Raw genomic sequence first — 14,408 nt, forward strand, 5'->3', positions numbered from 1 at the left:
TCCGCGCGCTACCAGTAGTTCTCCACCGCAACCTGCCCGGGCCGGCGGCTGAGGCTCAGGTGCATGTCACGCTTTTTCAGTACGGCGCGGGTATCGTCGATCATCTGCGGGTTGCCACAGAGCATCACTCGCGAATGCTCAGGCGTCAGTTCGAGGCCGGCGGCGCGCTCCAACTCGCCGTTCTCGATCAGCGTGGTGATGCGTCCGTGCAGCGCGCCGGGCACTTCCTCGCGGGTCACCACGGGGATGTAGGTGAGCTTGTCGGCAGCACCCTCCAGATAGTCCAGTTCCTTCAATGAATGGATCAGCGACTGGTAGGCCAGTTCGGCAGCATGGCGCGCGCTGTAAACCAGCACGATGCGCTCGAAACGCTGCCACACCTCCAGGTCCTGGAGGATGGCGAGGAAGGGTGCCAGCCCGGTGCCGGTCGCCAGCAACCAGAGGTCGCGGCCATCGACGAAGCGGTCAAGGGTGAGGAATCCGAACGCCTGCTTGTCGACCATCAGCGTGTCGCCCACCTTCAAGCGGGAAAGCTCGCTGGTGAACTCGCCGTCCGGCACCACGATCGAGAAGAACTCCAGGTGCTCGTCATAGGGTGCCGAGACCATCGAATAGGCTCGCCACACCGTGCTGCCATCGGCCTTGGTCACCCCAAGGCGCGCAAACTGCCCGGCGCGGAAGCGGAATCCGGCATCGCGGGTGGTGCGCAGGGTGAACAGGCTGGGCGTCAGGGTCTGCACATCCAGCAAGGTCTGGCGGGTGAACTTCTCTTCGCTGGCGGTCATACTCCGCTCCCATCCCTTTTCGATTCGATCCGAAGTCCGCCTCAGTGTCTCGCAAAGCGGCCTTCAGAAACACCGCCGGTTCTTATGCCTATATTCGCTACGCCTTTTGCCCAACTCGAACTACTGCGCCAGCCCGAGCAGCAGGATGATCCGCTGCAGGCCTTCGATGCCGCCGACGAATATCTGCTCAACCACCTGCATGAGCAAGGTCTGGCCGCCGATACCCGCGTCCTGGTACTGAACGACAGCTTCGGTGCCTTGGCCGCCAGCCTGGCCTCCTGTGCACAGGTCACCAGCAGCGGAGACTCGCACCTGGGCCATATCGCCCTGCAACGCAATCTGGCGCGCAATGGCCTGGCCGATGCGGCGGTACGCTTCGTGCCCGCCAGCGAGACAGTCAAGGGGTCCTTCGACCGGGTGCTGATCCGCGTCCCCAAGACCCTGGCCCTGCTGGAGGAACAACTGATCCGCCTGCACGGCCAACTGGCTCCAGGCGCCACGGTAGTGGCTGCCGGCATGGTCAAGCACCTGCCCCATGCGGCGGGTGACCTGCTGGAGAAATACATCGGTCCGATGCAGCCGTCACTGGCGGTGAAGAAGGCCCGCCTGCTGATTGCCACGCCTGTGGATAAACCCGCTGTAGCCTCGCCCTACCCGACCCGCTACGAGCTGGACCAGCCGCGTCTGATGCTGATCAACCACGCCAACGTGTTCTGTCGCGAAGGCCTGGACATCGGCACCCGCGCCTTTCTCCCGCACTTGCCGCGCAGTCTGGGCGCACTGAAGGTGGCTGACCTTGGCTGCGGCAACGGCGTGCTGGGTATCGCCTACGCGCTGGCCAACCCGCAAGCCGAACTGACCCTGGTGGACGAGTCCTATATGGCCGTGCAATCGGCGCGGGAAAACTGGCAAGCGGCCTTGGGCGAGCGCCCCGCGGATATCCGTGCCGGCGACGGCTTGGCCGAACAGCCGGCGGACTCGCTGGACCTGGTGCTGTGCAACCCGCCCTTCCACCAGCAGCAGGTGGTGGGCGACTTCCTCGCCTGGCGGATGTTCGTGCAGGCGCGCAATGCGCTGGTGAAAGGCGGCGAGTTGTGGGTAGTCGGTAACCGCCACCTGGGCTACCACGCCAAGCTCAAGCGGCTGTTCCGCGGTGTGGAACAAGTGGCGGCAACGCCCAAGTTCGTAGTGCTGAAAGCGAGCAAGTAACTCTGCGCGGGGCCTGGCCGTCCTCGTCTGAACGCAGCCCGCCCCTCCCCCTCTCCCGAAGGGAGAGGATTGGGGTGAGGGAAGCGGGATTCCGCTCGGACTCCAGTCAGGGCGTACTCAACCCCGCCGCTGTCATGAACATCCGCAGCAGGTAAGACACCGTCCCCAGTGCCAGCACGCTGGCGGTCCAGATGCCCAGCAGCCAGGCCAGGCGCTGCCACAGGGGCTTTTTCTCCGGTTTACCCACAAGCTGCACCTCAGTGGTAGCCATCTTCCTGCCTCACTTTTCCGCGGAATACGTAGTAGCTCCAAGCCGTGTACATCAGGATGAACGGGATGATGAACAGCGCCCCAACCAGGATGAAGCCCTGGCTTTGCGGCGGTGCGGCGGCATCCCAGATGGAAACGGCCGGTGGGATCACGTTCGGCCAGAGGCTGATGCCCAGGCCGCTGTAGCCAAGGAAGATCAGCACCAGCGTCAGGATGAAGGGCGCGTGATGGGCATTGTTCGCCACCGCGCGCAGCAGCGCCCAGGTGCACACCAGCACCAGGATCGGCACCGGCATGAACCAGAACAGGTTCGGCAGGCTGAACCAGCGCTCGGCAATTTCCGTGTGGGCCAGCGGCGTCCAGATGCTGACGATGCCGGTAATCCCCAGCATCACCAGCACCAGCGGCCGCGCCAGGTCGTGCATCTGCTGCTGCAGGCGACCTTCGGTCTTCATGATCAGCCAGGTGCAGCCGAGCAGCGCATAGGCGGCGATCAGGCCCAGGCCGCAGAACAGCGGGAAGGGCGCCAGCCAGTCCAGCGAACCGCCGGCAAAGGCGCGGTTCGCCACCGGAATGCCCTCGATGTAGGCGCCCAGCGCAACACCCTGGAAGAAGGTGGCAGCGATGGAGCCGCCGATGAACGCCTTGTCCCACAAGTGACGCTTGGCAGGCTTGGCCTTGAAGCGGAACTCGAAGGCCACACCACGGAAGATCAGCCCGAGCAGCATCAGAATCAGTGGCAGGTAGAGCGCACTTAGCACCACCGAGTAGGCCAGCGGGAAAGCGCCGAACAGCGCCGCCCCGCCCAGGACCAGCCAAGTCTCGTTGCCGTCCCAGACCGGCGCCACGGTGTTCATCATCACATCGCGTTCGCCATCGTCCTTGACGAAGGGAAAGAGGATGCCGATCCCCAGGTCAAAGCCATCCATTACCACGTACATCATCACGCCGAAGACGATGATGATCGCCCAGATCAGCGAAAGGTCGACGCCCATGGTTCAGCTCCTCGGCTCGGTTACAGCGTTGTCATCGTCGTCCATGCCCTCTTCGGTAGCCGAGAGCGGACGAGCAGGCGTGCGTTGTTGGCCAGGGCCGCCAATGCCCTGCTCCTTGCCTTCATGGGTGACCGGTCCCTTGCGCACCAGGCGCATCATGTAGCCCAGGCCTGCGCCGAAGAGGACGAAATACACCACCACGAAGGTGACCAGGGTCAGGCTCATCTGCGCCACACTGTGGTTGGACACCGCGTCGGTGGTGCGCATCAGGCCGTACACGACCCAGGGCTGACGGCCCACCTCGGTGGTGAACCAGCCGGCGAGAATGGCGATCAGCCCAGACGGCCCCAGCCACAGGCACAGGTAGAGGAACGGTCGCGACTGGAACATTCCGCCGCGCCAGCGCAGCCAGAGACTCCAGACGCCGGCCAGGATCATCAGCATGCCGAGGGCGACCATGATGCGGAACGACCAGAACACCACGGTGGAGTTAGGTCGGTCTTCCTTCGGGAACTCCTTGAGCGCCGGCACCTGCTTATCCAGGCTGTGGGTCAGGATCAGGCTGCCGAGATAGGGGATTTCCACCTTGAAGCGGGTTTCCTCTCGATCCATGTCGGGCCAGCCGAAGAGGATCAGCGGAGTCGCCTCGCCGTGACTATTGTCCCAGTGCCCTTCCATCGCGGCGATCTTCGCCGGCTGGTGCTTTAGGGTGTTGAGCCCGTGCAGGTCGCCGATGAAAGCCTGGACCGGCGCTACCAGCAGGGCCATCCACATGGCCATCGAGAGCATCTTGCGGATGGCCGGATTGTCGCGGCCGCGCAGCAAATGCCAAGCCGCCGAGGCGCCGACGAAGAAGGCGGTGGCGAGGAAGGCCGCAGTGGCCATGTGCAGCAGGCGGTAGGGGAAGGACGGGTTGAAGATTACCGCTAGCCAGTCCACCGGCACCACGCGGCCATCGATGATTTCAAAACCTTGTGGCGTCTGCATCCAGCTGTTGGAGGCGAGGATCCAGAAGGTCGAGATAATGGTGCCGATTGCCACCATCACTGTGGAGAAAAAGTGCAGGCCCGGCCCTACACGGTTCCAGCCGAACAACATGACACCCAGGAAGCCCGCCTCGAGGAAGAAGGCGGTGAGCACCTCGTAGGTCAGCAAAGGCCCGGTCACGGCACCGGCGAAATCGGAGAAGGCGCTCCAGTTGGTGCCGAACTGGTAAGCCATCACCAGGCCGGAAACCACGCCCATGCCGAAGTTGACTGCGAATATCTTCGACCAGAAGTGGTAGAGGTCGCGATAGACCTCCTGCCGGGTCTTCAGCCAGAGACCTTCCAGCACGGCCAGGTAGCTCGCCAGGCCAATGGTGATGGCCGGAAAGATGATGTGGAAGGACACGGTGAACGCGAACTGCATTCGGGCGAGATCGAGCGCCTCCGATCCGAACATGGCGAATCCTCTATCAGGTGGTACAGGGCACGCAGGCATGCCAGTCATCCCGCAATGGGTGCTGCGCATGCTGGAATTGTTGTTGTGCAGGGCAACTGTGAATCGGCGCGGGGCCAAATGGGCCCTTCACAAAACCAGGAGAAAGGTTTTGACGCGGATCAAGCAGTTAAGAGATTAGCGGGTCACAGAGAAAAGGAATCTGTGGTCCGTTGCCGCGCGACAGGTTGCCGCAACCTCGGGCCACACCAACGCGGGGGCCACCCCCGTATCCGTCACCCCCGACTCTCTCCCTGAAGTGAAGAGGAGCGGCGGGTAAGGGCAGCGGGCATATCCACATCCCGCAGCACACCCGGATCATCCACTTCGACCGACACCCAGGCCGCACAATGGGCCTGCAGCACCGCACGCGCGCCCTCATCACCGACCAGCGCCTGAAGTTCCGGCCAGAACACCCGCCCGAACAGCACCGGATGCCCGCGCTGGCCCTGGTACAGCGGAAAAACGATATGCCCCGCCCCGGCCTGCTCCACCAAGGCCCGCAGGCTGGCCTCGGCAATCCAGGGCATGTCCCCGAGCAGCACGGCGATGGCGTCGGCCGGACCTGTGGATAACGCTCCGACTCCCGCCGCCAGGCTATGGCCCATGCCTTGCACAGCTTCGGCACAGCGAATGACCGGGCATCCGGCCGGCAGCCCAAGGGCTGCGGGATCATCCTCCGGCCGCAGAACCACGTGGACATCGCCGAACACCGCCCGTGCACGATCCAGACTGGCTCGCAGCAAGGTGCGGTCATCAGGCAGGCGGGCAATGCGCTTGTCACTACCGAAGCGGGAGCCGAAACCGGCGGCGAGGATCAGGGCGGTGACGGTAGGCATGGGTCAACTCCGGATTGCCATTGCGGACTCGAACACTGTGGGGGCGGGTTCATTCGCTGAGAGGCCAGCGCAGCCGGCCCCTCGAAAATTGCAGGACAGACCTGCGGTCTGCCGGGCGAATGAATTGGCCCCCACAAGAAATAGCAAAGCCAGGTAACAGGCCTCACAGCCTTTCCCGGGCAATCCCATTACGCACCCGCAGGATATCCGCGAGCACAGCGAGGGCGATCTCCGCTGGAGTCTTGCTCCCCAGATTGAGACCGATGGGGGCGATGATGCGGTCGATCTCCGCTTCGCTCAGGCCGCCAACCCGGCGCAGGCGCTCCAGGCGCTTGGCGCTGGTGGCCATGGAGCCCATCACGCCGATATAGAACGCCTCAGTGCGCACGGCTTCGATCATCGCCAGGTCGTCGATGCGCGGATCGTGGGTCAGGGCGACCACGGCGGTGTCGGCATGGCAGCCGCCCTGGCGGATGAATTCCGACGGCAGCTCGCGGCGAATCTCCACGCCGGGCAGCTCCACACCCTGCAACGCCTCCTCGCGCGGGTCGCAAAGCACCACCTCGAAGCCCAGGCTGCGGCCGAACTCGGCGCATACCTGGGCCACCGTGGAATAACCCGCCAGCAGCAGGCGCTGGGCGGCGCCAACGCGAAGGCGCAGGTGATCTCCCGTGCGCTCCACCCTGGGACCTTGCTCGACGTCCGGCAGCAGGCGACGAGTCCCGCAGGGCAGCGTCACCTCACGGATCAGCCGGCGTTGTCCGGCGAGGGCACCCGCCAGCTCACGCAGGTGAGCCTGGACGTCGCAGTCGGCCGGCAGATTCTCCACCAGCACTTCGAGGATTCCGCCACAGGGCAGGCGGATCTGCGAGTTCTCGTCGCTGCCATCGCCATAGCGCACAACCTGAGTCGGCTCGGGAAAAGCGCCGGAGCTCAGGCGTTCGAGGAAATCATCCTCCACGCAGCCGCCGGACAACGAGCCGATCCAGTGTCCATCCGCAGTAGCCGCCAGCAGCGAGCCCGGCGCGCGAGGCGCCGAGCCGTAGGTGCCGAGGACCGTACATAGCCACACACGCCGGCCGGCCGCGGACCACTCCAAAGCCTTGCGCACCACCAGTAGGTCAAGGTGTTGCATCAACCGTCATCCCCAATCAGTGAGCCTTCTCGCTACGCAGCTGCGCGACTTGCTCCGGCGTCACCTCGGCTTCCAGGCCACCCCAGGTCTGGCGCAGGTAATTGAGTAGGTCGCGCATCTGGCCGTCGTCGAGTTTATCCATGAAACCGGGCATCGGCTGCATCCGCTCAAAGCCAGTGAACTGCTGCTCGCGGATGCCATCGTCGATCACCCGCAGCAGGTTACGCGAATCCGCCAGGCGCAGGGTGGTGTTACCGTCCATCGCCACCGCCACATGGGGCACGCCCTCCCCCGCCGCGCCGTGGCAGCCGGCACAGAGGTTGAGGTAATGCTGGCGCCCGTTGCGCGCACTGTCGGCCAGCTGTGCCTCGGCCACTGCCTCGATCTTGCGCGGTGCCGGTGGACTCTCGCCGAGCAGGTAGGTAGCCATGGCGCGGTGGTCATCCTGCGGCAGGTACTGGGTGCTGTGGTGCAGCACCGGGTACATCTCGTTGAACACCGAACCCTGGGCACTGATGCCGTGCTTGAGGAAGGTCGCCAGATCATCGGTGCTCCAGCCACGCGCGGCGAGGTCGTCCGCCAGCAGGCTGGGGGCCTCGTAGCCCAGCACCACGCCGCCGGTCAGGCGCAGGTCCTGCTGCAACGCGCCAACGGCGTTGCGTGGGGTGTGGCACTCGCCGCAGTGGCCAAGCACTTCCACCAGGTACTGGCCGCGCTGCCACTCCTCGCCCTTGCCGTCGGCCGCTTCGAGCTGCACGCGGTTCTTGTAGAGCATGTTCCAGAAGGTCATGCCGAAGCGCACGTTGAAGGGGAAGGCCAGGTCGGTCTTCGGGCTCGGCTTGGCGATGGGCTCGAGGCTCATCAGGTAGGCGTAGATGGCGTCCGAGTCCTCTCGTTTCAGCAGGTGATAGGAGGTGTAGGGCATGGCCGGATAGAGCTTGCTACCGTCCGGTTTCTCACCCTGGGTCACCGCCTTGTAGAAGTCATCGGCGCTGTAGTGGCCGATGCCGTGCGTCTTGTCTGGAGTGATATTGGTGCCATAGATAGTGCCGAACGGCGACACCAGCGGCAGTCCGCCGGCGTATTCGGCGCCACCCTCGATGCTGTGGCAAGCCACGCAGTCGGCGGCGCGGGCCAGGTACTGGCCGCGCTCGATCTGGGCTTTGTCGGCAGCCTGTGCAGCCAGTGGCAGGAACAGGGCTGCGAGGAGAAACGCGCGCATCCTCAACCCTCCTTGACCAGGCCGAGGCCTTCGACCACATCGCGCGCAGCGCTGTAGTAGCGAACATATCCGGTGCAGCGACAAATGTGCTTGCCGAGGGCGTTTTCGATTTCCCCTTCCAGTTCGCTGCGCTTGACCGGCTGGCGCTGGAGCTTCTCCACCAGCACCGTAGCGGCGTTGACATAGCCGGGCGTGCAGTAGCTGCACTGGAAGGCGAACTGGTCGATGAACTTCTGCTGGATCGGGTTCAGCTCGCTGACCTCGCCCTTGGCATCACGCTTGGCGTGGCCTTCGATGGTGCGGACCTTCTTGCCGTCGAAGAAATGTGCACCGGTGATGCAGGTACGGATTTCCTCGCTGGTGCCGTCGGCCTTGTCGAGGATCGCCACGCAGGCATGGCACACGCCCTGGCCACAGCCCAGGCGCGAGCCGGTGAGGTTCAGGTACTCGTGGAGGAACTCGATCATCATCAGGTCGTCATCGACCTCGAGAGGACCAACGGCCTGGCCGTTGATAGTCATGCTCAGGGCGCGCTTAGCCATGGAGGGCCTCCTTGATGCGGGCCGGGGTAAGGGGGAGGTCACGCAAGCGCTTGCCGGTGGCGTGGGCCACCGCGTTCACGATGGCGCCGACCACGGGAATCATCACCACCTCGGCGATGCCCTTGGCAGGGTCACTGGGCGACAGCGGCGGGAGGATCTCGGCGGTCTGGGTCCAGACCGCGCAGTCCTTGGCGCGGGGCAGCTGGTAACGGTTGAAGTTCCAGGTGCCTTCACCCGGCCCGCCCTCGTAGAGCGGCATTTCTTCCAGCAGCGCGTGGCCGATGCCCATGGCGATGCCGCCTTCAAGCTGGCCACGCACCAGTTCGGGCACGATGACTCGCCCGCACTCCAGCCAGGAGTGGTGGTTGATCACCCGCGCCTCGCCGCTGCCCTTGTTGACCTTGACCTCCACCAGAGTGGCGACCGGGCTGTAGTAGGTGACCATGGCGTTGTTCAGCTGGGTCGGCGGATAGGTCACCGACAGGCGGTCCAGCAGGTGGAAGCCGTGGTGGTTCATGTTCGCCTTCTTCGCCGCCGGGGCACCGTCGCCGTACTTCACGGCCAGGGCATCCAGCGGCACGCGCTCGCGGCGACCGTCGATCTCGAACTCGCCTTCGGCCCAGGCCCAGCGGTTGAAGCCGTGCACGCTGACGCCGGTAACCAGGCCCAGTTCATGGGCCTTGTGCGCCAGCAGCTCGAAGGGAATCGGCGGCAGGCCGTTGGCGGTCAGCTTGCCCTCGACCCAGTGAGCGTCCTCGCGGCGCACTACATAAGGGTTGGCCAGGCCACCGAACTCACCGCGGCCCCAGATGCTCAGCGCCGCCGGCCACAGGCCGTGGTTGAAGAGGATGCGCGCCGCCTCGCGGGTGCCGTGGCCGGAGTAGTAGGCCGAGTTGGTCGCCGACGAGGGCGAAGCCAGCTTGCCAACCCAGCGCGGGTTCTTCAGCGCGGCGTCCTGCTCGACCTGGCTGATCAGGTAGGGGTTGCCGCTGGTGGTCAGCGCCAGCTCGGCCCATTCGGTTTCGCCGGTGCGGATCTCGTCGGCCGGGTGGCCCAGGTAGTCGGCCACCAGCAGCGCCTGCGAGGTGGCCATGCCGGTGCCCATGTCGATGGCGATCTGGCGCAACTTCACGCGGCCCTCGGCAGTGAACTCCAGGCTGGCCATGGGCGCTTCCGAGCCGGTGCCGAAGTCCTTCTGGCAGATGGCAAAGCCCACCCCATAGAGGTGATCCGGGTCCTGCGCTTCGGCCTGCTGCTTGCGGGCGTCGCGGTTCTTCCAGACTTCGTGCTGGGCCGCCTTGTCGAGGATTTCGTCCAGGCGCAGGGCGCCAGCCGGGATTGCGCCCTGGGTGTTCTTCATGCCGGACTTGAACACGTTCTTCTTGCGCAGCTCGATGGCGTCGACGCCCAGACGAGCGGCCACTTCATCCACCATCATCTCGGTGGCGGCCATGGTCTGCAGCGTCCCGTAACCGCGCATGGAACCGGCCTCGACAGCGCGGGAATGGTAAGCCGTTGCAGCCAGGTCACTCTGCGGCAGGTAGTAGATCGACTGCGCGGCGGTCGCGCCCACGGCGGCGACCGAGGGGCTGTAGTTGATGCGGCCGCCACCGTCGGCATCCATGTGTGCGCGGAAAATCTGGAAGCTCTGGTCGTCCTTTTTCACCGCCAGCTGGTAGTGCATGTCGAAGGGGTGACGCTTGATACCGCTCTGGAACTGCTCGTAACGGTCATTGGCCAGGCGCACCGGCACACCATCGCCGTACATGGCCGCCAGCGCCGCGTAGAAGACGAAGATATTGTTGTCCTTGGAGCCGTAGCCCACGGTGTAACCGGGATGCATATTCAGCCTGCTGACCTGGAAGCGCGACGGCGCCAGCATGTGTGCGGTCTGCTCGGCGACTTCGAACGGACATTGGGTGGCGACGACGAAATGCAGGGTGCCGCTGGCCTTGTCATACCAGCCGTTGCCGTTGTCCGCTTCCAGCGCGGCGGGCTCGATGGACTGAGTGGTGAAACGCTCGTCGAAGACCACCCAGCCTTCGGGCGGGCTTTCCAGTTGCTGCTTCATCTGCTCGGCGTGAAACAGGCCCTGGGCGGTGAGGTCGCCTGTCGGATTGCCTTGGCCCCATACCGGTTTGCGCTCGCGGATCAACGGAAACAGCATGCTGTCCTTCAGGCTGGAGAAGGTATCCGGCTCGAAGGGCGTGGTGCCGCCAACTCGCACGAAACGGAAGCTGCCGTATGGGTCGCGCTGGAACAGCGGAGCCTTTTCGCCATACCGGATCACCTTGCCATTGAACTTGAGGATGTTCTTCGCCCGGCGGTAGCGGTCGAAATCCTTCCAGATCAGCAGCGCCACCGGATGGCCGATGAACATCGGCACCTGGCCTTCCGGCAGCAGCGGGTCGGGGCTATGGCCTTCGGGGAAGGCGATGCCGTCACGCGCCAGGTCCTGCGCGGTCACCACGCGATCGGGTGCAAGCTCATCGCCAAGCATGGACAGTTCGAAACCCTGGTAAAGCTGGTCCGCACGGGTCGCCTTCAACAGCAGGGCATGACCCTGGCGCTGAGGCCAGCCGGGCATGTCCTTGGCGCGGATGTCGCGGGCGAACACCTTGCCGCCGCAGACCTTGCTGACTCCGTCGATACGTCCACGCGCCTGGCCACCGGCGGTGTACCAGGGTTGCGGCGTGCGCGTAACCTGCGCCTCGAACAGCGCGGCGAAGGCCTTGCTGCCGAGAGGGGCCAGGGTGATGCCGATACCGGCGACGACGCTGCCTTGCAGGAAGGCGCGGCGAGAGAGCTCAGGAGTGGACATGCCCGTTCCTCATGGGCCGGACGTCGCCGGCCCCATTCTCAATGCAATAAACGGTGGTCGGCCCTCCACCTGGGAAGGACCGTCATAAGAGTAGCCGGGGAGAAACCTGACTTGAGGGTCAAATATTAACGAAGTCGTCGACTCAGACAAAGCAAAAACTGCCTGAGTGGTCAGAAAAATGCTCGACAACTGCGAGCCTGCCCGACGCCGCTTCCTGGTGATCGAACGCTTTATCCGCCAAATGCAACCGTATGTTTCCGAGGTCGTGCTAGGCTCCGCAACCGATAGCAGCCTACGCATTATCCGACATGTCCAACGCCCAACTCCTTCGCCAGCACCGCCCATTTCTCGCCTTCTGGTTCGCGCGAGTCTGCACGGCGAGCGGCTTCCAGATGCTCACAGTGGCCATCGGCTGGCACATCTATGAACTGACCGGCAGCGTGCTGGATCTTGGCCTGGTCGGCCTGGTGGAGTTCCTGCCCCGTGTGCTCTTCATGCTCCACACCGGCCACGTCGCCGATCGCTTCGACCGGCGCCGCGTCGCGGCCCTCTGCCAGGTCCTGCAGGCTGTGGTAGCCGGCGTGCTGGTGTTTGCCAGCGCCACCGACAGCGCCAGCCGCGAGCTGATCTTCCTCCTCGCCTTCGCCCTGGGCGCCGCCCGCGCCTTCGAGATGCCGGCCACCCAGGCGCTGCTGCCGAACATCGTGCCGGCCGAGCTATTCCCCCGCGCGGTAGCAGCGTCGGCTTCAGCCATGCAGGCGGCCACCATCGTCGCCCCCGCAATGGGCGGCCTGCTCTTCGCCTTCGGTAGCCTGTGGGTCTATGCGCCCACCGCCGTGCTTTACCTCGGGGCCTGCGTGCTGATGCTAAGCCTCACCAGCAACCAGCGGCAGTCACCCAAGGAACCCGCCTCGCTGGACTCGCTGCTGGCCGGGATTCGTTTCATCCGCAGCCGGCCGGATATCCTCGGCGCCATTTCCCTGGACCTGTTCGCCGTACTGCTCGGTGGCGCCACCGCCCTGCTCCCGGTGTTCGCCAAGGACATCCTGCTCACTGGCCCCTGGGGCCTTGGCCTTTTGCGTTCAGCACCGGCAGTCGGGGCACTGCTGATGTCCTTCTGGCTGGCGCGATTCCCCATCGAGCGCAACGTCGGGCGGATCATGTTTACGTCGGTAGGGGTGTTCGGCGTGGCCACCATCGCCTTCGGCCTGTCGACCTCCTTCTGGTTCTCCCTGGCGGTACTGGCCGTGCTCGGCGCGGCCGACATGATCAGCATGGTGATCCGCGGCGCCTTCGTGCAGCTGCACACGCCAGATGAAATGCGCGGCCGGGTGAGCGCGGTCAACGGTCTGTTCATTGGCGCTTCCAACCAGTTGGGTGAGTTCGAGTCCGGCGTCACCGCTGCCTGGTTCGGCACGGTGCCGGCGGTGGTGATGGGCGGCGTGGGAACGCTGCTGGTGACCGGGTTGTGGATGAAGCTGTTCCCCAGTCTGGCCAAGCGGGACAGGTTGCATTGATGCCTCGCACTCCGCGGGTGAGCCAGGCGGTGTTCCGCCGCAGCTCACCGGGACGAACCTGGCCCCAGGTCCGCAGAACCTGAGCTTGCTGTCAGCTATCCGGATAAACCACTTGAGCGCCTGGCGCTGTCGCTCCGTCAAGCGCCTTGGCGCTCTCAGTTGAACCAACCCCGACTCCAGTCCCCGCGCTAACGAGCACCACGACACGCACTAACTCTTCCGACATGATCAATGCTGGTTTCCAGCAATCCTTCCGAATCGTCTGATAGTCCCAACACAGCGGCAATCGGCAATCTTCTGCGCTTGGTGTTAACGCAGGAAAGCCTTTCCACATGCTCGCTGAAATCCGCACCTTCTTCGACCACAGCCGCCACAAGCTCCAGGTCCGCGACCTCGACGCCGTGCTCGACGTCCTCGCCTTCCAGGGCGAAGAGGCGCTCAGCCAACCCTTCGCTTACGACGTGGAGTTCACCGCCACCCAGCGCGACCTCCCCGCCGACCGGCTCCTGGGCCGGGACGCCCGCTTCAGCCTCTATCCGCCGCCCACCCCGGTGCCCTTCGCCGGTCTGAGCGTGCCGCCCACCCAGCCCTTGCGTACCCTGCACGGCGTGGTCACGGGCTTTCGCCGGCTCTCCGGTTCCCACGACGAGGCCCGTTACGCGGTCACCCTGGAACCGCGCCTGGCGCTACTCGGGCGCGGCCGGCAGTACCGCATCTACCAGCACCGCTCGGTGCCGGAGATCGTCGAGCAGATCCTGCGCAGCGATCGCCACCACTGGACCGGGCAGGACTTCGTCTTCGACCTCAAGCGCGAATACCCCAAGCGCGAACAGGTCATGCAATACGGCGAAAGCGATCTGGCCTTCATCCAGCGCCTGCTGGCCGAGGTCGGCATCTGGTACCGCTTCACCGCCGACGAGCGCCTGGGCATCGAGGTCGTCGAGTTCCATGACGACCAGCGCCACTACCAGTTCGGCGTCCAGCTGCCCTACCGCCCGCAGTCCGGCACCAGCAGCAGCGGGCAGGACGCCGTCTGGGACCTGCAGTCGAGCCATGGCGTGGTGGAAAAGAACCTCCGCATCCGTGCCTACTACCCCCGCGATGCCGCCGCCTACCTCGATGGCGACCTCGACCAGACCCGGGGCGACCCGACCACCTACGGCGAGGCCTATCACTACAGTGAGCCCTACACCGAACTGGACGCCCCCCACGCCCGGGACGAAGATCTGCAGAGCGAAAGCGGCTACTTCTACGCCCGCCTCGCCCACGAGCGCTATCTCAACGGCCAGACCCGCCTCGAGGGCCGTACCAGCAGCGCCGCCCTGGCACCGGGTCAGGTGCTCGAGGTCGACGGCGGCGCGCCGCAGGCCTTCGCCCCCGGCGCCGTCATCACCCACCAGGTCACCACCGCCGCCCGCGACCGCAGCTTCGAGGCCCGCTTCACCGCCATCCCCTACACCGAGCACATCTGCTTCCGTCCGGCGCTGCTGGCCAAGCCCGTGATCGCCGGCACCATCCCGGCCCGGGTCACCAGCCCGCAGCCCGACGACCTCTACAGCCACATCGACCTGGAGGGCCGCTACAAGGTCAACTT

12 protein-coding genes are annotated in these 14,408 nt (G+C 65.0%); 3 read left to right on the forward strand and 9 right to left on the reverse strand.

Translation table 11 applies throughout. The features are described 5' to 3' along the window. Nucleotides 1-8: 8 nt before the first annotated feature. The gene (locus J7302_RS23320; RefSeq protein ID WP_215380350.1) at nucleotides 9-785 is read right to left on the reverse strand and encodes a ferredoxin--NADP reductase; all 777 of its coding nucleotides are present in this window, start codon (nucleotides 783-785) and stop codon (nucleotides 9-11) included. Between the two features lie 84 nt (nucleotides 786-869). Here J7302_RS23320 and J7302_RS23325 point away from each other — a divergent pair, with 84 nt between their 5' ends. Beyond that, on the forward strand, nucleotides 870-1,994 hold the full coding sequence (locus tag J7302_RS23325) for a methyltransferase (RefSeq protein WP_215380354.1): 1,125 nt from the start codon (nucleotides 870-872) through the stop codon (nucleotides 1,992-1,994). A 106-nt stretch (nucleotides 1,995-2,100) separates the two neighbouring features. Here J7302_RS23325 and J7302_RS23330 read toward each other — a convergent pair whose 3' ends face one another. From J7302_RS23330 to J7302_RS23365, 8 genes are all read right to left on the reverse strand, one after another. After that, the gene (locus tag J7302_RS23330) at nucleotides 2,101-2,265 is read right to left on the reverse strand and encodes a DUF2474 domain-containing protein (RefSeq protein ID WP_215380357.1); all 165 of its coding nucleotides are present in this window, start codon (nucleotides 2,263-2,265) and stop codon (nucleotides 2,101-2,103) included. Beyond that, entirely contained in the window at nucleotides 2,252-3,259 is a 1,008-nt protein-coding gene (cydB, locus tag J7302_RS23335; protein WP_215380359.1) for a cytochrome d ubiquinol oxidase subunit II, read from the reverse strand. Before cydB ends, J7302_RS23330 begins: the two co-directional genes overlap by 14 nt. Nucleotides 3,260-3,262: 3 nt before the next feature. Beyond that, on the reverse strand, nucleotides 3,263-4,702 hold the full coding sequence (locus J7302_RS23340) for a cytochrome ubiquinol oxidase subunit I (protein WP_215380361.1): 1,440 nt from the start codon (nucleotides 4,700-4,702) through the stop codon (nucleotides 3,263-3,265). A gap of 272 nt (nucleotides 4,703-4,974) precedes the next feature. Further along, a complete protein-coding gene (locus tag J7302_RS23345) occupies nucleotides 4,975-5,577 on the reverse strand; it encodes a nucleotidyltransferase family protein (RefSeq protein ID WP_215380363.1) in 603 nt (200 codons plus the stop codon). A gap of 163 nt (nucleotides 5,578-5,740) precedes the next feature. After that, entirely contained in the window at nucleotides 5,741-6,712 is a 972-nt protein-coding gene (locus J7302_RS23350; protein WP_215380365.1) for an XdhC family protein, read from the reverse strand. Nucleotides 6,713-6,728: 16 nt separating this feature from the next. Further along, a complete protein-coding gene (locus J7302_RS23355; RefSeq protein WP_215380367.1) occupies nucleotides 6,729-7,934 on the reverse strand; it encodes a cytochrome c in 1,206 nt (401 codons plus the stop codon). A 2-nt stretch (nucleotides 7,935-7,936) separates the two neighbouring features. Further along, nucleotides 7,937-8,476 carry a (2Fe-2S)-binding protein gene (locus J7302_RS23360; RefSeq protein WP_215380369.1) on the reverse strand — a complete coding sequence of 180 codons (540 nt, stop codon included), beginning with the start codon at nucleotides 8,474-8,476 and terminating at the stop codon, nucleotides 7,937-7,939. Beyond that, nucleotides 8,469-11,297, reverse strand: coding sequence for a xanthine dehydrogenase family protein molybdopterin-binding subunit (locus J7302_RS23365; protein WP_215380371.1), 2,829 nt, complete (start codon nucleotides 11,295-11,297; stop codon nucleotides 8,469-8,471). Before J7302_RS23365 ends, J7302_RS23360 begins: the two co-directional genes overlap by 8 nt. A gap of 308 nt (nucleotides 11,298-11,605) precedes the next feature. Here J7302_RS23365 and J7302_RS23370 point away from each other — a divergent pair, with 308 nt between their 5' ends. Together J7302_RS23370 and J7302_RS23375 are read left to right on the forward strand one after the other, a co-directional pair. Continuing rightward, the gene (locus J7302_RS23370) at nucleotides 11,606-12,814 is read left to right on the forward strand and encodes an MFS transporter (RefSeq protein WP_215380374.1); all 1,209 of its coding nucleotides are present in this window, start codon (nucleotides 11,606-11,608) and stop codon (nucleotides 12,812-12,814) included. 332 nt (nucleotides 12,815-13,146) lie between these two features. Next, nucleotides 13,147-14,408, forward strand: a 1,262-nt coding sequence (locus J7302_RS23375; protein ID WP_215380376.1) for a type VI secretion system Vgr family protein, incomplete at its 3' end; no start/stop codon positions are given.

It is taken from the genome of Metapseudomonas boanensis (assembly GCF_018704125.1).
GTDB lineage: Bacteria > Pseudomonadota > Gammaproteobacteria > Pseudomonadales > Pseudomonadaceae > Metapseudomonas > Metapseudomonas boanensis.